This window comes from Chroococcidiopsis sp. CCALA 051, from assembly GCF_003015105.1.
Taxonomy (GTDB): Bacteria; Cyanobacteriota; Cyanobacteriia; order Cyanobacteriales; family Chroococcidiopsidaceae; genus Chroococcidiopsis; species Chroococcidiopsis thermalis.
In genome coordinates this window covers 16718-36779 of the sequence record NZ_PYCI01000060.1, presented here as the reverse complement: position 1 = coordinate 36779, position 20062 = coordinate 16718, and the positions used below count along the sequence as shown (strand labels likewise).

Below are 20062 nucleotides of genomic sequence, written 5' to 3'. Positions count from 1 at the left end.
CATGAGGTAACAGATCTGTAGGGGCGCACGGCTGTGCGCCCCTACGAATGTAATGCATGAGAATGGAAATCGCTATAAGTAGAAATATAAAATTTTGTCTCTCCACCATTCAAAAGAACTGACAAGTTAATCTAAATATTTCTCATAGTAATCTTTTCGTAACTTGCATAAACTGCTAGGCATAGTGTAGCGGTTGTTGCATTTTTATCGATGGAATTAAGCTTGCAATTTGACTGCGATCGAGCAAATTGTCGAGCTTGCCATGCTCTCTTTTCTACATTCTTCTAGCTTAAATTGCCAAAACTAGAAGTAAAAAGACAATCTTCGGGTTTTTAAGTACAAACAAATTGCTGGTCAAAAATATTTTTGGCAAAAAATGTGCTTAGGCTCTATGCAATTTCAGTCATAAAAGTTAAGAGGATTCTTGTTGAATGGCAACGTCTGAAAATGACAATAACGGTAACGATATGACCAACAGTGAAGATACACCTTTTGCTGTTGGATCGAACGTTACATTGCAACTTCCTGCTGATAGCAATCTACCAACTGATAGTAGCGAACCCTTTGCTGTAGGTACGAATATGACAATACAATTCACAGATGAGAGCGGTCAACCACAAGGCGAACAGTTAAGTTCGGATAACATTGTAGGAACAAACTCAGCCCCTTGGGGCGATCGCGAGACTTCGAGCGATTCAGGTGAAACATCAGAAGGTAGCGATTCTCTAACTGGTGGTGCTACTGGCGATTCCGGTAGTTATACATGGGATTTTAGTCAGGTATCTGGCGGGGAGTCCAACCCCGATAGTGAAGGTAGTGAAGGTAGTGAAGGTAGTGGTGACAGCACTGGGATGAGCGACAGCACCGATATGGATAGCCTCTTTCAACGATCGCCTTGGGGTTCGTTGCAAGAAGTTGGCATCGACAGCTTTGAAGATGTCTTCGGCAATGTTGGTGCTTCTGGTGGTGGTGAAAATCCCTTCGGCGGTGGCGCTGGTGGTGGCGAAAACCCCTTCGGTGGCGGTGCTGGCGGCGGTGAAAACCCCTTCGGTGGCGGTGCTGGCGGCGGTGAAAATCCCTTCGGCGGCGGGGGCAATCCTTTCGGCGGCGGTGCTGGCGGCGGATTCATGTAGTCCGGTTACGCGATCGCTGTTTAACTGATAGCGATTCTCAGTCCAGGTCATAAAACTTGTAGGGGCGCACAGCTGTGCGCCCCTACTAAATATTCCTACAAATGTGCGCCCCTACTAAATATTCCTACAAATGTGCGCCCCTACGAAATATCCCTACAAAATGTCTATGTCTACGCCCCTACGAAATGTTTATGGTTTGTTTTTCAATCGCTCAAGCCAGCCAAATGGATATCAAAGCCAAAAAAGCATTAATTGCATAGAATACGGCAACCACTTGTAGTTCCGACCATCCAGACAATTCTAAATGGTGGTGGAAGGGAGCCATTTTAAATAGACGCTTTCCTTTACCATCGGCTCCTTTGGTGGCTTTGTAATAACTAACTTGTGCGATCACTGATAAAGATTCGACAAAAAAGATCCCACTGAGAATAAATAGCGCCCAGAGGGTGTTACTCATGAGAGCGACTCCTGCTAACGCGCCTCCTATTGCTAAAGAACCCGTATCTCCCATAAAGACGCGAGCGGGATTGCGGTTATGTACTAAGAAGCCGATACAGCTACCGCTCAAACAAGCACAGAAAATTGCCAAACTGGGGAAATTAGGCGCGACGATCGCTCCCAATCCTAAAAGCGCGATCGCTACCGTTCCTCCTGCCAAACCATCCACACCGTCGGTTAAATTAGTGGCATTGCTTTCCGCAGTCAAGACAAACACTGCTAACGCCCAGAATAGCAAACCCAAGGGTAGAGCAAACCCAAAAGGTAACGCGATCGTCGTCAGATCCCCCGATCGACTCCACAGCCACAGGCAATATAGGCAACCGAAACCAACTTGCAGAGCCAGTTTCAGACGTGGGGAAATACCTTTATTAGACTGGCGACGCAAAATTTGCCAATCATCCAACCAGCCAATAAACCCGTAACCGACCGTAATTCCAGCGATCGCCAATACAGGGGCGAGGTTTTGGATTCCTAGCACCAGCGCTGATAAGATGATGCTAGCAATGACCGCTACAGGTACAAAAAATATGCCACCCATCGTCGGCGTACCTGCTTTTTTTAAGTGTGCTTGGGGACCGTCTTCGCGAATGACTTGTCCGGCTTTTAACTGCTGAAGGGTCGGGACTATCCAAAAACCAACTGCGGCAGTGACAGCAGCGCAGAATAAGAAAGGAAAAGTTAGAGATCGCCCTTGCCAGGGTAGGCGCTGCGCTGTTAGATCGAGAGTCAGCGAGGCGGTAGCGAGTGCAAGGCTTAGGACGATAAGCAGTCTCGTACCGGAGAGATGGAAAGACCAGAAAGAAGATGATTTCGCGTCCACAACAAAGTTGCCTTTTGACTAGATACGTGCTGAGGACATTATCGGAACTGAATCGAAAGTGCTGCCTTGAAAGTATTTAAATGTAATATTTTTGAAGAGTCATTGGTCATTGATTCTTCATCATTTGTGAGTTGCTAATGACCAATGACAGATGACAAATGACTCTCAGCTACGCATCATCAGCTTCATCAATATCTCCTAAATCATCGTCATCATCGTAGAAATCGCCAACATCATCACCTTCAAGCAAGTCGAGAGAAGAGTCGCCGTCTTCCACTTCGGTTAGCAGATCTGGTTCCTGAACGCCATCGCGGGGGATCAACCGACCGTTAGATTGCAACCAGTCAATTAGTGACGATTCTTGTTTTAAAGGAATGACACGAGCTGGCTGTTCCCGTGGTTCTTCTCTAAGCGGAGAGTTGTGCATACCTAAGCTTTATCTAGACAGGGGGATGTAATTATACACCTAAAGTTTATCACTTGGTAATTGGTAGTTGGTAATTGGTAGTTGGTAGTTGGTTGTTAGTTGTTGGTTGTTGTAAGTGACAGATGACTGCAATAACAGCTCTGACAAAAAGATTTATCTAAATAATAGATAGCAAAAACTACGTAGCTCCGTATGATGAGATTATATATAGCAATCCAAATTGATTTTTGAACGTTTCCCGTGTAGAGACGTTACCTGTAACGTCTCTACACCCGACTCCCGACTCCCGACTCCCTATTAAAAAGGAGATAAAAAATGTTAGGAAAAGAAACACTTTTGGAAAAGATTGCTGGTAAGAATCGCGGGTTGTTATCAACAGAGGTAGATAAACAAGCTGTCCTCGCCGCGATCGCTCAGTTAGAAGACCGTAATCCTACACCTCGTCCGGTAGAAGCTAGCGAACTTTTGAATGGAGACTGGCGCTTGCTCTATACGACAAGTAAAGGATTGTTAAATATCGACCAATTCCCATTACTCAAACTCGGACAAATTTATCAATGCGTTCGCGTTCAAACTCAAAGTCTTTACAATATTGCCGAGGTTTACGGTTTACCTTTTCTTGAAGGGGTAGTTAGCGTTGTCGCTAAATTTACTCCTGTCTCCGAACGCCGGATTGAAGTTAAATTCGAGCGATCGATTATTGGGTTACAACGCTTATTTAGCTATCAATCTCCTGCTAGTTTTATTCAAGAGATAGAAGCAGGAAAAAAATTTCCGGCTTTGGATACCAAGATTAACAGTAACAGACAACAAGGCTGGGTAGATATTACCTACCTTGATAGCGATTTACGCATCGGACGGGGGAATGAGGGTAGTATCTTCGTGTTAACTAAAGTTTAATTTCTGAGAATACAGTCATTATTTCAATCTGGCAATTCACCGAAACGTTCGCGATAGCGTGCCAACATAGACTCTAACTCTATTGCCTGTTGTTGCGCTGCTTGTGCCTGCTGTTGCGCTGCTTGTGCTTGCTGTTGCGCTGCTTGTGCCTGTTGCTGCGCTAGTTCTCTTTGCTGCTGTTCGGCGATCGCCACTTCTTGCGGAGTCGGTATTAATTGACCATCAGGAGTAAAAAACCGTAACTTTTCTTCAGAAATCCCTAAATACAACTCTAGCTGCTGACTCCACAACCAACTTTGAGGATTTGGCTGTAGTTCTTGGTATTGACCTCCAACCAATTGAAAGCCCTTAAATTCAAAAGTTTTTGGGTCGAACCAGAAATATTCTGGAGTGCGAAAAGTATCTTGGTAAATTTGTTTTTTTAAACCCCTATCAGTTTTGGCGGTTGTATCGGAGAGAACTTCTACGATGACATTCGGATACTTACCATCCTCTTGCCAAACAACCCAGCTTTTGCGCGGTTTGCGTTCTGTACCCAGCACGACAAAGAAATCGGGACCCCGAAATTGTTCTGATTTGAGTTGGCGAGGACTATAGTATATGGTGAGATTGCCGAAAGCATAGAAATCTTGACGGTCTTTCCACCACAATTCCAAGCATTCAATTAGCAGTAGCAGTTGGCGTAAATGCAGTTCGCTTTCCAAAGGCGGTTCGTCACTCCATAAGTCCCCAGGAGGAAAGATAACATCTTCTGGTTCAAGTTCTGGAGTTTCTAAGTCTTTTGCCAGGGACATTGCATTTAAACCTGGGAATGTAGACACACGTATTATAGTCTAGTGCAAGAAGGTAGCAACGTTTGATAACTGATAACTGATAACTGAAACTGACTACTGATTATTAAAATTTGCCGTGTAGAGTTTCGCACCTTGGAAATTCGCGCCAGTTACAACAGCACCGTCAAAAATTGTACTTGCTAATTGTGCTTGTTGAAAATTAGCACCTTTTAAATTTGCATCAATTAAACTTGTATCGCTAGCCAAAACTTTCTGCAAATTGGCTTTTTGTAAGTTAGCACCCTCTAAATCTGCACCTTCTAAATTGGCATTTGTTAGGTTAGCACCTGATAAATTTGCATTTCGCAAATCCGCACCAATTAAATGAGCGCCACTCAAATTTGCCCCAGAAAGATTGCAGCTCGGGCATTCTCCAGTTGCCAGTAATTGTCTGACATGGGTGGGGTTTTCTGCCTGTACAGGAGTCGCAATCGAAAGAGTAGCGATCGCAACCGTAGTAGAGAGCATTGCTAGTTTCATCTTGCTTAACCTCAATTCACGGATGCAGCTATCTAGTAGCTTGTTACTAGGATCGCTCAATTAATCTGCTATTTCCATCAGGCAATAGGCGGAACTGGATAGCAATTATACTCAACCTTAGAGAGAAAATATCAAAGTTTACTGCAAAAAATATGTAATTTGTCAATAGCCTTGCACCTAATTTTTTGTCAACATTCCCAGATTGGGAACGCGCACGTTACTCGCTATTTCTAGAGGGCGATCGCTAATCGCGCGACTAGGTTGAGGCACGACTGCTACTAAATATTTTTGGACTAGCTCGCCCAACACAGCAACCCCGCGATCGATGTCTGCAAGGGAATTAGAAAAATTTAAGCGCAGGGCTGGATAACCTTGGTGATTGGGAAAAAATGCCGTTCCAGAGGCGACCAGAATTTTACGAGATAATGCTTCTCGACAAATCGCTTGTACGGATATACCTTCTGGCAAATGTACCCAAAGAAATAGCCCTCCCTGGGGAATAGTCCAACTGGCTTGAGCAGGAAAATAACGCTCTAAAGCCTGAAGCATGGCGTTACGGCTGTGAAGATGGTTTGTCCGCAAGCGGTTGAGATAGCGACGATAATGTCCGCCAGCCAAAAACTCGCTGACAATTGCTTGCGAAACTGTAGATGAGTGCAAATCTTGCAGAATTTTCTGTTCTAAAATTGGTTGATAATGCTTGCCCGTCACAACCGTGTAACCGACTCGCAATCCAGGCATTAAAGTTTTAGAAAACGTACTAATATAGGTGACAATATCGCTGCGATCTAAAGCTTTAATTGGAGCTGCAACAGGCTCAGATTCAAAATTTAGCGCTTCATAAGCATTATCTTCCAAAATGGGACATTCGTATTGTTGAGCCAGAGCTAACAATTTTTGGCGATGAGTTTGGGAAGTCGTAATCCCAGTCGGATTGTGTAAAGTACTAATTGTATAAATTAATTTAGGGCGATGACTGCAAAGATATTGTTCCAGTAACTCCAAATTCATACCTTCTGCTGTCATAGGAATACCAATAACTTTAACGCCCAAATTTGCTAGTATTCCCAAAGCTCCGTGATAGGTAGGCGTTTCAACAATTACCCAATCTCCAGGCTGAAGATAGTAACGCATTGCTAGCGATAAGCCTTGTTCCGAACCATTGGTTACGATAATTTCTTCAGGAGAAACTTCTAGACCTTGGTTTAATAGCATCTGGGCTATTTGTTGGCGTAAAACAAGCTGTCCTTGTGGCAGATCGTAGCGAAATAAAGTATCGGTAGAATTGGCGATCGCTCGTTTGGCAATGCGTTGAAAATTAGCCGATTCTTGTGTTAGAGGAAATCCAGAACTAAAATTAATAATGTCTTTTTGTTGTTGAGCTTGCAAAGTAGCCATAATTTGCTCGCAAAAAGTTTCTCCCGTTTCAGAAATCGTCACTTTTTGAGTTGGAGCAAAATGCGATCGCCATTGTGGTGAGGATACAGTATTGCTGACAAAATATCCCGCACCTGGACGAGATTGAATTAAACCGTCAGCTTCTAATACAGCATAAGCCTCAACAATTGTTAATTTATTCACACCAACACTTGCTGCTAAATTCCGAATTGAAGGCAACTTTTCCCCAGGTGGGAGTTTACCAGATTGAATCAAACGACTCAAATAGTCGCGAATTTGTAGATAAAGTGGTTGGGGAGAGTGGCGATTTAAAATAATTTTCATAATAAATTGGTAATGGGTAATGGGTAATTGGTTATTTCACTTGTCACGCACCACTGATAACTGATAATTGCACTATAAAAGATTTTTCCAAACTGTACCCGGTACAATTCAGTGTATTTGAACTAGGACAGTTGAGAATTGCGATCGCCGTACTGGTAGATAAACTGATTTTTCTGTAGCAATCCTAGATGAATCGTGAAATCGGTTGTCCGTGTAGAGACGTTACATGTAACGTCTCTACACGGGAAACTGTCAGGCGATCGCCAGTTATTGAGCCGAGTTTAATCCATCACCTTCAATACATCTCTTGGCAAGAGCTTATCTTTAAACCAAACAATCCTAGCTGGCACATCATTCATTTTGACACCTGCTTTTTCTAAATTCAATCGTTCGGAAATTGCCAAAATCAAATTATCCGATTGAGCGCGACGAACTTGAGAAAATTTCTTTTGTAAATATTCCGGTCGCCAGTACCCCACAATTTCTAACAAAAATACTCGTCCGTCAGGATGTACCAAACGAAAATCGGGAATCATGACGCTACCAGGAATTGGAATTAAATCGACTTCTCGTTCTAGTATCCATTCGGTTTTTGTGGCATTCCAACGCTCGACAAAAGCCGCTTCTAGCATACTGTCATAAGGTTTACCTGGTGGATAATGAGAGACTAAACCGCACTCAGAATTCAGCGTAAATCGTCCTGTTTTCCAGTTATTAGTGTAGAAATCGCGGGTTTGTAAAATTGCGCTCAAACTCCATTTGGTGACGTGGAGTAAAGCCGGAATAAGTTTGGCGATCGCCAGCCCATATCTCGTACTAGGATTAAATAAACTCGCCGGACCATCAACCGTAATTGTAAATCCGTGGTCGGCATCTCCTTCGATGTATGCCATTAATTGAAATAATTTGAGATAGCGAAATAACAGCTTGTATTCTCCTGGAACGTTGCGATGAGCGTTGAGAGTCAGGTGGCTGGCGCGATAAAATACCCCTTGAACTTGGGATAAATTGTAGCGGTGCAGTAGTGCTTCTGGTGTTGGCGGCTCGAACCGCGTCATGATGCGATTTTCTGCTAAGTCTGCATACAAACCCGTGCGAATTTGTTCGGGGAAGACTTCTTTGTCTAATTCGCGGCTGAGTTGTAATGCTAACTGTTCTAATACCTGGTGGCTTTGCTGGGGACTGGGAGCCGATTGTGCTGCAAGGGCAAAGACTCGTTCGCGCAGCATTGGTGGCTCTAAGGGGCTGACAATTTCAAATTCACAGAAGCCACTACGCAGGAGATAGGCTAAGCCGCGTTTGAGGCGATAATCGGGGCTATCTCCTTCGAGTTCTTGTAGTTGTCGGTCGAGTGCTGCTTGGATGTTACCGAGATTTTCTTGGAATGTGGTAATAATATCAGTGGCGATTTCTAGGTTATGTTTGTCTATTTTGAGCCGCTTTGGAGCGATTTCTTCCCCATTTTGGCGGTGCATGAGTAAGTCGGTTGGCAGCATAGATTAAGATTTGGTCGCGCAAAGGCGCAAAGGCGCAAAGAGACAAAGTTATTCTTCGGTTTCTAGGGAGTTATTATCGTCCCATTTTCCTGAAGATTCAGCGGCGCGTTGGCTGGTGCGATCGCCACTTCCATAGGTAATCTGTTTGGTAGGTAAGATCTCTAACTGTCGTATTTTTTCTTCCCCAGCTCCCCCAGCTTTCTTCTTCTCCCCTCGTCTCCTCATAGAAGTTCTTTCTTCGCTGGTATCTTCGGCTACGACTTCATACATCAGGGCAAATTTGTCTTTGTCTTTACCTTTACGTAGAACTCGCCCCAAGCGTTGAATGTATTCCCGTGCCGAGCCTGTACCGGATAAAATAATCGCAATTCTGGCGGCTGGTACGTCTACGCCTTCGTTGAGGACGTGGGAGGCGATGAGGGTTTTGTATTCGCCTGAACGAAATTTGGTTAAAACTTCGTGGCGTTCTTTGACGGGGGTTTGGTGGGTAATGGCGGGAATGAGAAATTCTTGCGAAATGCGGTAGACTGTGGCGTTATCAGCGGTGAAAATTAGCGTTCGTTCTGGATAGTGTTCTGCTAACAAGTCGGAGAGAATTCGGATTTTGCCATCTGTGCCTAAAGCAATTTCTTTGGCTTGACGGTGTGCTAGCATGGCTCTGCGTCCGGCGGCGGTTCTGGCGCTGGCTTGGACGAATAATTGCCATCCTTTGAGGCTACCGAGAGAGATTTTGGCTTCGCGTAAGAAGTCGTTACGGGTTTGAATCAGTTGGTTGTAGCGATCGCGTTCGTGTTGTGATAGTTTGACTTTAATCTGCACGACTTCGTGTTCTGCCAGCGCTTTACCAGCTAAATCGGCGGCTGTTTTGCGATAGATTTCTTGTCCGATAAGCAGATTTAAGTCTGAGTGTTTGCCATCGGTGCGTTCTGGAGTTGCAGTCAGTCCGAGACGATATGGTGCGATCGCGTATTCAGCAATGACGCGATTAAAATCTGTGGGTAGGTGATGGCATTCGTCAAAGATCAATAGCGCGTAACGGTTGCCTAATGCTTCAGCATGGATTGCCGCACTATCGTATGTCGATACTAATATGAGCGTGCGATCGCGGGAACCACCCCCTAATAATCCCACTTCAACATCGGGAAATGCTGCTGTTAAGTGAGCGTACCACTGGTGCATCAAATCCAAAGTTGGCACGACAATCAACGTGCTGCGGGGAGTGGCTTGCATCGCCAACTGCGCTAGATAAGTTTTCCCCGCCGCTGTTGGTAACACGACAACTCCCCTACGTCCGGCTAGTTTCCAGGCTGCCAATGCCTCGCTTTGATGCGGATATGGCTCCATTTCCATGCTAGGAGATAGTTCTAGCGGTTCAAAGGCTTTAGCTTCGTCGCTAAAGTAACTTCCTTCTGCTTGTAGTGCTTCTACAACTTGGCGATATTGAATGGCGGGAATGCGAAATTTTTCTACCCTGTCATCCCACGTCGCATAGTCCATCCACGATTTACCTCTGGGTGGTGGGTGCAAAATTAACGTACCGCGATCGAACGATAAAGTAGGAGTACGAGGCATTAAAAAAAGTTGTAAGTCGTAAGTTGTAAGTCGTCAGTGATGAGCAGCTGACAATGAGTGCTGATGTTTGTTTACTTTACTCACTCTATAAAGAGACTGGAACGGCTGGCAATAATCAGTTATCAGTTATCAGTGAAGAAGGGGTGTAGGGTGTGGGAAATTTGTTGTTGGTTGTTGGTTGTTGGTTGTTGGTTGTCGCTCCTCTGCTCCCCTGCTCCCCTGCTTCCTTGTCCCTCTTGTCCCCCTTGTCCCCATTTTGAATGCGCGAGCGTGAATTTTGTCTCCGACTCCCGACTCCCGCCTGCAATTGCAGTTACTTACGTAAATCTACGCCAGTATAGTTCACACTTCGCAAAATATGAATCATAATATACAAACTTGAGTTAATTAGCATCTCACTTGTTTAGATAGCAGTCGTTGCAAGGTAGGGAAGTTATGCTAGGGCAAGCTTGGAAAAAATTACTTTGGCTGACGATAGTTTCGCTCTGTATCAGCATAGCCGTGCCAATTTTTGCCCAAAACTCTCCTGTCAGCGCTTATCAATCTAATTACTGGCAGCCAGTATCGCGAGTGAATCCTGGTGGTCCTGTTAATGTGATGTTAGTTAATCGCACCAAGTCACCTTTAAAATACAATTTTCTCGACGATCGCGACGAGAAAGATTTACCAGTCGGGGACAGCGTTCAAGAAAAAATTTCCTTCCTCCCCATCGATGTTGCTATTTACGATCCCGCACCTCAAACTCCTACTAGCAAGACTGGCGGATTGAAGTATAAAACGACTGTTGATAAACAAAACAATGATGTGACAGTCCAAGTTTTATCTAGAGAAGATAGCAGAATGAGTGTAGTCAGAATTGCTAAGAGTGGATCGATTTACATTTTTTAGAAAAGCATTTATTAGAAAAACCTAACAAAAAATATTACTATGCCGCGACACAATCCCTACAACTTGCAGATGGAAATTACTCGCTTGTTCGAGCAGGGACAATCGTTTTTTGCCACAATCAAGGTGCAAGATTGGTTAAAACAACGTAACGAAAATCCTGCTGACTACGACATTCTTTTCCATCAAAAACCAGCTCCACCTGGCTCCAAAGCCGTCATTGCAGTTGAAATCGAACTACGGCGCAAAGACGGACAACCAGTCGATCCTTGGTTGCAAGAACAAGCGAATTTACATGCGTGAAATTGTCATTGGTCATTGGTCATTTGTGAGTGACTAGCCACCAGCCACTAGTCACCAGCCACTAGTCACTTTTCGAGCCAACTCACTTACAACCGCAGCTAATTTATCGGGATTGACTGGCTTGGCAATATGTTGTTGAAAACCTGCGGCTAAAGCGCGATCGCGGTCTTCTGTTCTAGCATAGGCTGTAAGCGCGATCGCGGGAATTTGTCCGCCTTGTTCTGGTGGTAGTTGTCGCAAGCGATGAATCAAAGCATATCCATCCTCTTCTGGCATTCCAATATCGCTGACGAGGACGTGCGGCTGAAATTGAGCGATCGCCTCAATTGTCTCCCGGGCAGTTTCACGAGTCACGACTTTAGCGCCATACTGGGTCAAAACTGTATTGAGTAAGTCTCTGGCATCGGCTTCATCATCGACGACAACAATCCGTAAACCTTTTAGGGATGGAGGCGCGATCGCAGTTTCTTCTTTTTGGCTGTGAGGTTGCTCTGGCTCATTCAGATTGTAATCTACGGCGCGAATTGGCAGAGCTACGGTAAATGTAGCCCCTTTACCCAATCCCGCACTTTCAGCTCCTACCGTACCACCATGCAGTTCTACCAATTGACGCACGATCGATAAACCCAGTCCTAAACCACCATACTCTCTGGTCGTAGTGCTGTCTGCTTGCAGGAAGCGATCGAAGACGTGGGGTAAAAACTCGGGACTAATACCTTGTCCGTTATCAGCGACTTGTACTTGTACTTGAGAATTAAACTGAAATAAACGCACTTCAATTCGTCCGTCTCTGGGAGTAAATTTAACGGCATTAGCAAGCAAATTCCAGAATACTTGCTGCAAGCGGTTGGCATCTCCCATGACCGATCCAATGCTAGAATCTAATTTCGATTCAATCTGAATGTTTTTGGCTGTTGCTGCGGGTAAGACGGTTTCAATCGCAGCAACGATAACTGGTACGATGTCTATCGTACGGATCTCTAAATGCAGCTTTCCCGTAACGATCCGCGACATATCTAAAATATCTTCGATCAACTGCGCCAGAGATTTTGTGTTGCGATCGATAGTCTCTAAAGCGCGCGCTGTCGTCTCTTCATTAAACTTGCGGTTACGAAGTAACTGCGTCCACCCCAGCATTGCATTTAAAGGCGTGCGTAATTCGTGAGATAGAGTAGCCAAAAACTCGTCCTTGATTCGATTGGCTGTTTCTGCTTCTTCGCGAGCTACCTTTTCCCGTTGTAACAATCGTTCTCGTTCTACTTCCGCTTGCTTGCGTTCCGTAATGTCCGTATGAACGCCGATCCATTCCCTCACGCTACCATCTGTTTCTAAAACTGGCACGCCACGGGCATTCATATACCTATACTCGCCGTCATAGCGCCGCACCCGATGTTCCATCTCGTACACGCTGCGATGAGCCAGAGCTTTTAACCATGCTTGCGCAGTGCGATCGCGATCTTCTGGATGAATCGCTGCAATCCATCCCCATCTCTGATACTCTTCAAACTTTTGTCCGGTAAAAGCACTCCATCCAGGCAGTTCGGTAACGACTTCCCCTTCTGCTTTGGTATCCCAAATAATGTTTGTCGTCGCTTCTACCAAAGAACGATAACGTTCTTCACTCCAACGTAGAGCTTCCTGCGCAGCTTTGCGATCGCTCAAATCTAGAATAAAGCCGATAATTTCTGGTTGAGGCGTATTTGTATCTGCTAACAAAGCTCCACCAATTAGAATTGGGACTCGCGTACCATCTTTACGGATATATTGTTTCTCAAATGGAGCTGCTATTCCGTGTTTTTTCAGTTCTTCAGCTGCTTGAAGATCTAAAGGAAGAAACTCCGCAGGAGTTAAACTATCCCAATGCAATCTCCCTGCCAGCAAATCTTCTCGCTCGTAACCTATGAGTTGGAGAAAATAGTCGTTTGCGTAATGAATTTTTCCCTGAAAGTTCCCAAAGGCAACGCCAAAAATATTTGACTCTACCAAACGTCGAAACCGCTTTTCACTTTCTGTAAGAGCTGCTGCCGATCGCTCGGCGGCTTTGCGCGACGAAGAGAGCGAGTGTGTCATGGCAAATAGAATCATACTCATTGCCACTCCAATAAAGGCGACGAAAGGCGCAAGATCGATGTCTGAAGCTAGTTCTAATTCAGGGCGAGAGGTAAAAACTAAACTCCAAGTACGTCCGCCAAGATCGATCTTTTTGTGAGTCTGAAATTGCGGGCGATCGCGGTTATTTAGCGTATGAGATCTGGATGAGTGTAGCAAATTTGCCGAGCTGACATTGTGACTATCGTAAATTTCAAAATTCACCAAGCGGTCTTCATCGCCAAAAATACCATTCATCAGATCGTCAGCCCGAAAAGGACTGTAAATAAAACCCATTAACTCTGTTTGCCTTTGCGTTTTTGTGGCGGGAATATTACCACCACGGTAAACCGGAACGTAGATTAGAAAACCCGCTTGCTTGTGTTTGTCAATTTCTTGAACTAAAGTCACTTTACCTGAAGCAGCGGGAATACCAGTATCGCGGGCGCGTTCCATCGCAGCGCGGCGCACTGGCTCGGAGAACATATCGTAACCAACTGCAACTCGGTTGCGACGATCTTGTGGTTCTAGATAAATAATGGCATGATATTCCAAACGAGGATAGTTGGGGCGGATATTGAAGTTAGCGATTCCCTGTTGCCGCATCTGGGTGACAAAGGCATCTTTCGCTGCTGCTGGCACTCGCGCCGAATAGCCAATTCCTTGAATCCCAGGATAGCTACCGCGCAATTTCATCCGATTCAAAAAAGCCCGAAATTCTTGCGATGTTACTGTTTCACTCGCGGCAAATAGACCACTTCCTGCCCGTAACAGAGTTATGTAAGCCTCAATCCGATCTTGAATCTTGGCTTGAGTTGTTTGGACATCATTTTCAAACCGCAACCGCTCTTTATTTTGAACCGTACTCGATACATAATAAGTAGCTGCCGTAGTAAATAAGAGCGAGATCGTCAAAACAAAATAGGGAATCCAGCTTCGACGTGGTTGTAAATACCTCCCAAATAAGTTCGCTTTCATTCGTCGCTTCAAATTACAGAATATCAGCCTAAGATAGCAATAAAGCTCAGTCATAGTCGCGCGTGACTTTTCAGGCGATCGCACCCCCGATCTACACTTGACTGCTTAAGACTCCATATATTGCTACAGACAATATTAACCAATTATAAAAATAATCTGATAATTTCTCGCTCATCTCTACACCCCACACCCTTTCTTCACCGATCGCTTTGTAGAGACGTCACATGTAAAGTCTCTACACTGGTAACTGTACGAGCGGGTTTAGCATATAGATTGACGACCAAAGCTCTAATTTTTGGTCAAAACCCGCTCCTACGATAACTGATAACTGATAACTGTTATCTGTATTCAGACAGACATTTAACTCTTCAATCGCAACAATTGAATCTCTGTTCGTTGGTTTCGATTATCATAGGGAGAAATATCCCCTCTGAGTTGGCTAAAACCTTTTCCTACTGCAAACATTTTGTGTTGCAGACCGCGTTGTTTGAGATAATTAACAACTTCTTGCGCTCTTTGCTGACTTAATTTTTGGTTCAAATCGGCTAATCCTTTTCTAGAAGTATGACCGATTACTCTTATAGCTACAGTCTGCGAATTAAACTCGGCTATTTGCTTAGCCAATCTATCGAGTGTTTGCTTACCTTTGTTAGTTAGTGTAGTCGAGCCAAATTGAAACTCTATCTCTCCTTGTACGCGCAAATTTCCCAGATTAGAGGCAGTTTCAAATTTAGAATTAGTATCGTTCGCTACTCCTTCTAGTAGACTCTCAGCTAGTTTTGGATTGTCAGAGCGGATCGAACTAATGAGTTTCTGGGTATGACTAGCGGCGCGATCGAGGAACTGGTAAGTAAATAAGTTTTGAGGAGCTGGAGGCACTTGTTCCATCCTACCTGTTAGTGCCAACACCGCAGCTGTAGAATTTATTCTTTTTTCTAGCGTGCCATCCCTCATCCAGTTTTTCGCCTCAACTGACGTAAAAAAATCAATTCCTTGCATGACTGTTGTTGCATCGCTAGCTGATAAATTACCATCCCGAGCGATTTGATTTTGCAACAACAGACGATCGCTAGTGGATGTATCAATTAAACGATAATAAGCTTCTAAAAAAGCGGAGATTTTTTCAGGTTGCGATTGGAGAAGGCGATTGCCAGCAACAATAACATCGACAATTGCACCTGGAGTATCTCGACTTGATAAGACTACTGTATATCCTTGTTGCCGAGCTTTCGTGACAAAAGGTTCCCAAAGTATAGCTGCTGCTAGATTTGAATTAGATTGCAATTGCTTCCAGGCATCAGCAGCATCGACTACTTTTATTGTTTGAAAATCTAATAATCTAAATGCTTCAAATTTAGCATCTAGCAACAAACCTAGATATTCACTGGGAGAATCGCCAGCAAAAATAATGCTTAACTGGTTCTGCGATCGCCTCTGCTGTACTAATTGGTTCAGAGCTTGGAGCGATCTGAGGTTAGGATATTGTTTCGTGTTTAAAACAACTGCATCACCTCCGATTGTATAGTTAATCAAACCAACTATTTTCCCTTGGGGTTTTTGTTTCAAAAACTGATCTAGAGTTGTGACTAAGAAATCGGCTTGTCCTTCATTTAAAAGTCGAGCGCGTCTAGCTTGATTAAATTCATCTTTATAATGCGCTTCAATTTGAAATTCTTTGAGTGCTTGCCGCAATCGATCGCTCCGAAAAGTACTGTAGCCGCTAAAGGTATCGCCCAAAATTGCGATCGCTTTTGAGTTACCCCGATCTCCTAACCGCTGAAAATTTTGAGTGCTAACGCTTTGACTGCGCCAAAAGAACAAGCTTCCTCCCAGTAGCAGTGATAGTATTGACACTAATGTCAACCAAGTATTAGGGAGATAAAACCGATACCGAGTTGTTTTTTTACTATTAGATACACTATTTCTAATAGTACTATTGCTATTTAAAGCATAATTTAGCTCTAGTGGCTGCTTGCATAAATCGCACCGAATGGCAGTAATAGAATTGCCATCATAGCCACAGTTATGACAAGTTATGGATGATTTTGGTGGTTTTGGAGCCATATTTCTGCTTGACAAAAACCAATTATTTGCTTAACTATTTTGGTCTAAAATTTCAGCTCGATTAATTTTTAGTAAATATTGGTAGCACTCTATATATACTTCCATACAAACTGGATGCAGTTTTATCAAAATTTCCTGACACAATAATTCTGTTTGAGTCCAGCTTAAACTATGCCATTTTTGCAGAGGACAGCTTACTGTTGCTTCTATCTCGCTAAGTAATTTGATTATGTCTACCTTTTGCTCTAAGCGCTGTTTTAAAATAGGTGCAAAGACTGGCTCTTGAGGACATTGTTGGCTAAACCAACTTTCCAAAATCGTCAGAGAGCGATCTGTATGAGTTATGGAGGCAACGCGATCGCCTGTCTGTTGTATGAGCTGGCTAACTAATTGACCGAAGCGGTCGTAAATTTCAGCATTAAATGTAAAGTAGTATCGCTTGGCAAGTGCTTCTACAACTGCTTCCCAGTCAGTCTGTCGCCGACCGAATTGCCGATCGCGCGGTTCAATTCTGGTTTTTAAATTGCTGTAAGCGCGCTCCGCTGCCATCGCTTTTTGCAACAACTCTTGTTTTTGAGCCTCGCATTCCTCTGCTAATCGCTGGAAGATCGCGCTCAAAGTTTCTAATACTCTTAGCACCGAGCGCGAACCGGAGTGCTGTAGTGAGTTGAAGAACTCCTGCATCTGAACTTGGTGCTGCGATCGCATTGCTTCCACATTGGACTGTAATTGCGCTCTGAAGCCGTCGGCTGGGTAAGAAGATGTGCGTTGAGTAAATTCAACTAGATCGGCAGCTTTCTGCTCGATCCATTCTTTGATATCAGAATCTGAAGATTGCCAGCCGAATTTGTCAATCGACTTCACGTTCGCCACCAACTCTACAGAAATCAGCGTTCCTTGCTCCATCCGATCCAGAGCTGTAACAATGGGATAACTATTTTCTGTCTTGATGAACCCCAGTCGATCGAGAATTGTCCCTACAGCAATTTGCTCTGCCGAGCGATCGCGCCATTGTGCAATCAGTTGAGCTGCCAACCAGTAACTCCATAACTTCAGATCGGGTACTGGTAAGCGGACAGGTAGGAATTGTAAGTCAGCCAACTGCTGATAACTTTTTTTCACCCTAGAAAGTAGATGGTGTAATAGCGCAACGCTCTCCTCGTCCTTGCTATTGAAGTTAAAGAGTAAAATAGCATCTTCCTGTTTACCATCATGAGGCTGCCAGCTTTCTAGCACCATGTTCCAAACTCCAACTACACAAATATGAGTGCGTAGCGGCTTCCCAAAGGGAAGTTCGCTGGCGCGGACTGAGGAAATTTACAGCTTTTGAACCTGTGTGGTGCGCTTCGCACACTGCCAGCGCGATCGGCAGGTTGTATCTGTATAGTTCCACGACTCGCAGTCGCCAAGTACAAGTAGATATTTCCTAAATTATTTCAACTTGTTGCATAAATATATTCTATCGACTGCAAATAAAATGAGTTACGCATTGTGTTTTCATAGCAAAGTAAATATGTTTCTATGTTGCCCTTTATACAATACTGATTATGGCTCTGCATATGTTGGTAATGCTTTGGAATTACTTGACTGCCTCGAATCCAATTCTATCGATTTAGTTATTACTTCTCCACCTTTTGCCCTACAACGTGAAAAGAGTTATGGTAATGTCGAGCAAGAGGCTTATGTAAATTGGTTATTTAATTTTTGTGAAAAAGTCTATCGAGTCTTAGCACCACACGGTAGTTTTGTCCTCGATTTAGGAGGAGCATATCAAAGTAAACGTCCCGTGCGATCGCTCTATAATTACCGTATTTTAATTAAACTTTGCGACGAGCTAGATTTCCGTCTTGCAGAAGAGTTTTTTTGGTATAATCCCTCAAAATTACCATCTCCGATTGAGTGGGTCAATAAACGCAAGATCCGCACTAAGGATGCTGTCAATACTATTTGGTGGTTATCAAAAACTGATAATCCCAAAGCTAATGTGAGTAATGTACTCGTGCCTTACTCAGAGCGCATGAAAAAATTACTTCAGAATCCAGAAAAATTTTATCAACCAAAAGAACGTCCATCAGGACACGATATCGGTAAAGCTTTTGCTAACAATAATGGAGGAGCAATCCCTTCTAATTTATTACAAATACCCAATACTGAAAGTGGCTCTCGTTACATCCAATTATGTAAAGCAGCTAAGATTGGCGCACATCCAGCACGTTTTCCGCAGAAACTTCCCCAGTTCTTTATTAATTTTTTGACAGAACCAGGCGATACAGTCCTCGATATCTTTGCAGGTTCTAATACTACAGGTGTAGCAGCCGAATCATTACAACGACATTGGATCGCGTTTGAACAAAACAGATCGTATCTCGCAACTTCTGCATTTCGATTTGTTGATGCTAATCTGAATCAATCACAAGCTAATACTCTATACACTCAGTTGATGTCAAGTTCGCAGACAGTAGCTTTGAAGTGATTCGATACTCATCGCATAGTTGATTAAATATTGTTACTAATGTTTTCTCAACGCGATCGCATCTAAAAATAGATTTATTGCATCAAAATTAGAATTGTAAACCTTTGACTGGATATTTTGTTATTTCTGATAGATTCAACTCGGTCTATCTAAAATAGGTATTTATCAAATCGAGTTATTTCTACAAAAAAAATAAGTCGATCCGGCTAAACTTTAAATTTTAGTGCGATCGATCGCGTTCGTCAATATTACCGAGGCGATCGCTAATCGTGCCGACCTAAAACTCATTATTATAGTGAAGTTATATGACTTAATTCTATGAAAATAAAAGTTAAAATCTCTTATCTCTCGCTCTGCTATTTAGTAACGGGATTATTATTTTATCTAAATACAGTTGTCAAGGCGATCGCTATTTCACATACAAGCATAAAATCTTCTCCTCAGATAAATAAAATCAACTTATATAACATTCCCATATATGATGTCGAAGCTCTCATCCCTAGCGATCGTACAACTGTCGATTTGATGCAAATTGTACCACCAATTCGTTTGGTCGAACTGAGCCAGAAATTTAAAATAGCATTACAAAAAAAATCCGATAGTGAATGGTTATCGAGCTTAATCAAAAATACCTCTGCCGGACAACCTCTACCTTACGATTCTCGGCTTGGTGTTTCTAAAACTGAGTATCAAGAATTTCTTAGCCTCTCTCACAAATTAATTATGAAGAAGATAGGAACGTCTATGTTACAAATCAAACGTGAGGGGAATAAATACGTATTTTTAGGTAATAATTCTTTATCTGATTTAGCCGGAATCACACTCGATCTTGACCGCAATCTTCTAGAAACTCCGTATGGGACAACGGTAGAAATATTAGAAGTTGTAGCTGATGCAGAGCGACAACGCCTGACTGGTGCGTGGAGTGGATTCATGTGGAAATTAGAACAATTCGATCGCCATACTAACTCTAATATTAAAATCCAATTTAGTTTGGGTAGAATGACGCATAATGGACGAGGAATTTTGCATTACGGCATCACTAGAATTAGCGGTCGTGCTGTGGCAAAATCTACTCTTCTCATCCTTCAGTACGATTTAGTTTCATTCCGTTAATTCGATAGAGTTTGAGTTTTTCATACGTTATTTAATTTTCGATACTCATCGATTTACCTTGCCAAGATTTAACATATATTTATTTTTCTATCTGTAAAATTACTGAATAAATGTGGACTTTATGAATTAGTTTAATAATTCCTAAAAGTGAGTCATACTAGTGTTGTCCATGCCACCTTCAGTGTGATTCATTGAAAAGTTATACAGCTTTGTTTTGAAAACTATGCAGAATCAAAAATCCAATTCATCACGGATTATTTGAAAGTTTGCA

17 protein-coding genes are annotated in these 20062 nt (G+C 43.2%); 6 read left to right on the top strand and 11 right to left on the bottom strand.

The features are described from left to right. Nucleotides 1-431: 431 nt before the first annotated feature. Complete coding sequence (locus tag C7Y66_RS31140; protein ID WP_015156103.1) at nt 432-1133, top strand: hypothetical protein; 702 nt, start codon at nt 432-434, stop codon at nt 1131-1133. 211 nt (nt 1134-1344) lie between these two features. On the opposite strand, the gene mraY is transcribed toward C7Y66_RS31140, so the two are convergent. Further along, the gene (gene mraY / locus C7Y66_RS16070; protein WP_106546369.1) at nt 1345-2454 is read right to left on the bottom strand and encodes a phospho-N-acetylmuramoyl-pentapeptide-transferase; all 1110 of its coding nucleotides are present in this window, start codon (nt 2452-2454) and stop codon (nt 1345-1347) included. A gap of 169 nt (nt 2455-2623) precedes the next feature. After that, a complete protein-coding gene (locus tag C7Y66_RS16065) occupies nt 2624-2881 on the bottom strand; it encodes a DUF3134 domain-containing protein (RefSeq protein ID WP_015156101.1) in 258 nt (85 codons plus the stop codon). Between the two features lie 315 nt (nt 2882-3196). Here C7Y66_RS16065 and C7Y66_RS16060 point away from each other — a divergent pair, with 315 nt between their 5' ends. After that, entirely contained in the window at nt 3197-3781 is a 585-nt protein-coding gene (locus C7Y66_RS16060; RefSeq protein ID WP_015156100.1) for a PAP/fibrillin family protein, read from the top strand. Between the two features lie 23 nt (nt 3782-3804). Here the strand turns inward: C7Y66_RS16060 and C7Y66_RS16055 are convergent, their stop codons facing one another. The 5 genes from C7Y66_RS16055 to C7Y66_RS16035 form a co-directional block, all read right to left on the bottom strand. After that, on the bottom strand, nt 3805-4575 hold the full coding sequence (locus C7Y66_RS16055; protein ID WP_106546368.1) for a Uma2 family endonuclease: 771 nt from the start codon (nt 4573-4575) through the stop codon (nt 3805-3807). Nucleotides 4576-4668: 93 nt separating this feature from the next. Continuing rightward, nucleotides 4669-5094, bottom strand: a complete 426-nt coding sequence (locus tag C7Y66_RS16050) for a pentapeptide repeat-containing protein (protein WP_106546367.1) — start codon at nt 5092-5094, stop codon at nt 4669-4671. Between the two features lie 177 nt (nt 5095-5271). Then, nucleotides 5272-6816: a PLP-dependent aminotransferase family protein gene (locus C7Y66_RS16045; RefSeq protein WP_106546366.1), complete on the bottom strand. Its 1545-nt coding sequence runs from the start codon at nt 6814-6816 to the stop codon at nt 5272-5274. 281 nt (nt 6817-7097) lie between these two features. Further along, entirely contained in the window at nt 7098-8312 is a 1215-nt protein-coding gene (locus C7Y66_RS16040; RefSeq protein WP_106546365.1) for a DUF790 family protein, read from the bottom strand. Nucleotides 8313-8360: 48 nt separating this feature from the next. After that, nucleotides 8361-9884, bottom strand: a complete 1524-nt coding sequence (locus C7Y66_RS16035) for a DEAD/DEAH box helicase family protein (RefSeq protein ID WP_106546364.1) — start codon at nt 9882-9884, stop codon at nt 8361-8363. Between the two features lie 435 nt (nt 9885-10319). On the opposite strand from C7Y66_RS16035, the gene C7Y66_RS16025 reads away from it, so the two are divergent. Together C7Y66_RS16025 and C7Y66_RS16020 are read left to right on the top strand one after the other, a co-directional pair. Beyond that, a complete protein-coding gene (locus tag C7Y66_RS16025) occupies nt 10320-10772 on the top strand; it encodes a hypothetical protein (RefSeq protein WP_015156094.1) in 453 nt (150 codons plus the stop codon). A gap of 39 nt (nt 10773-10811) precedes the next feature. Continuing rightward, complete coding sequence (locus C7Y66_RS16020) at nt 10812-11072, top strand: hypothetical protein (RefSeq protein ID WP_015156093.1); 261 nt, start codon at nt 10812-10814, stop codon at nt 11070-11072. Between the two features lie 51 nt (nt 11073-11123). Here C7Y66_RS16020 and C7Y66_RS16015 read toward each other — a convergent pair whose 3' ends face one another. The 4 genes from C7Y66_RS16015 to C7Y66_RS30565 all read right to left on the bottom strand — a co-directional run bounded on the left by C7Y66_RS16015 (nt 11124) and on the right by C7Y66_RS30565 (nt 17595). Further along, complete coding sequence (locus tag C7Y66_RS16015; protein ID WP_158265937.1) at nt 11124-14138, bottom strand: CHASE domain-containing protein; 3015 nt, start codon at nt 14136-14138, stop codon at nt 11124-11126. A 360-nt stretch (nt 14139-14498) separates the two neighbouring features. After that, nucleotides 14499-16202 carry an OmpA family protein gene (locus C7Y66_RS16010; protein ID WP_106546361.1) on the bottom strand — a complete coding sequence of 568 codons (1704 nt, stop codon included), beginning with the start codon at nt 16200-16202 and terminating at the stop codon, nt 14499-14501. 30 nt (nt 16203-16232) lie between these two features. Then, nucleotides 16233-17441 carry a hypothetical protein gene (locus tag C7Y66_RS16005; protein WP_106168624.1) on the bottom strand — a complete coding sequence of 403 codons (1209 nt, stop codon included), beginning with the start codon at nt 17439-17441 and terminating at the stop codon, nt 16233-16235. Continuing rightward, a complete protein-coding gene (locus C7Y66_RS30565; protein WP_146149805.1) occupies nt 17413-17595 on the bottom strand; it encodes a hypothetical protein in 183 nt (60 codons plus the stop codon). The genes C7Y66_RS16005 and C7Y66_RS30565 overlap by 29 nt, the downstream gene beginning before the upstream one ends. A gap of 120 nt (nt 17596-17715) precedes the next feature. Between C7Y66_RS30565 and C7Y66_RS16000 the strand changes: the two genes are divergently transcribed. Both C7Y66_RS16000 and C7Y66_RS15995 read left to right on the top strand, forming a co-directional pair. Continuing rightward, the gene (locus C7Y66_RS16000; protein ID WP_051033284.1) at nt 17716-18675 is read left to right on the top strand and encodes a site-specific DNA-methyltransferase; all 960 of its coding nucleotides are present in this window, start codon (nt 17716-17718) and stop codon (nt 18673-18675) included. Between the two features lie 318 nt (nt 18676-18993). Next, nucleotides 18994-19791, top strand: a complete 798-nt coding sequence (locus C7Y66_RS15995) for a hypothetical protein (protein ID WP_106546360.1) — start codon at nt 18994-18996, stop codon at nt 19789-19791. Nucleotides 19792-20062 lie beyond the last annotated feature (271 nt).

Coding starts and splice junctions, on each gene's coding strand:
- C7Y66_RS31140 (WP_015156103.1), top strand. CDS start 432: ATGGCAACGTCTGAAAATGACAATAACGGTAACGATATGACCAACAGT.
- C7Y66_RS16065 (WP_015156101.1), bottom strand. CDS start 2,881: ATGCACAACTCTCCGCTTAGAGAAGAACCACGGGAACAGCCAGCTCGT.
- C7Y66_RS16060 (WP_015156100.1), top strand. CDS start 3,197: ATGTTAGGAAAAGAAACACTTTTGGAAAAGATTGCTGGTAAGAATCGC.
- C7Y66_RS16055 (WP_106546368.1), bottom strand. CDS start 4,575: ATGTCCCTGGCAAAAGACTTAGAAACTCCAGAACTTGAACCAGAAGAT.
- C7Y66_RS16050 (WP_106546367.1), bottom strand. CDS start 5,094: ATGAAACTAGCAATGCTCTCTACTACGGTTGCGATCGCTACTCTTTCG.
- C7Y66_RS16045 (WP_106546366.1), bottom strand. CDS start 6,816: ATGAAAATTATTTTAAATCGCCACTCTCCCCAACCACTTTATCTACAA.
- C7Y66_RS16040 (WP_106546365.1), bottom strand. CDS start 8,312: ATGCTGCCAACCGACTTACTCATGCACCGCCAAAATGGGGAAGAAATC.
- C7Y66_RS16035 (WP_106546364.1), bottom strand. CDS start 9,884: ATGCCTCGTACTCCTACTTTATCGTTCGATCGCGGTACGTTAATTTTG.
- C7Y66_RS16025 (WP_015156094.1), top strand. CDS start 10,320: ATGCTAGGGCAAGCTTGGAAAAAATTACTTTGGCTGACGATAGTTTCG.
- C7Y66_RS16020 (WP_015156093.1), top strand. CDS start 10,812: ATGCCGCGACACAATCCCTACAACTTGCAGATGGAAATTACTCGCTTG.
- C7Y66_RS16015 (WP_158265937.1), bottom strand. CDS start 14,138: ATGAAAGCGAACTTATTTGGGAGGTATTTACAACCACGTCGAAGCTGG.
- C7Y66_RS16010 (WP_106546361.1), bottom strand. CDS start 16,202: ATGGCTCCAAAACCACCAAAATCATCCATAACTTGTCATAACTGTGGC.
- C7Y66_RS16005 (WP_106168624.1), bottom strand. CDS start 17,441: ATGGTGCTAGAAAGCTGGCAGCCTCATGATGGTAAACAGGAAGATGCT.
- C7Y66_RS16000 (WP_051033284.1), top strand. CDS start 17,716: ATGTTTCTATGTTGCCCTTTATACAATACTGATTATGGCTCTGCATAT.
- C7Y66_RS15995 (WP_106546360.1), top strand. CDS start 18,994: ATGAAAATAAAAGTTAAAATCTCTTATCTCTCGCTCTGCTATTTAGTA.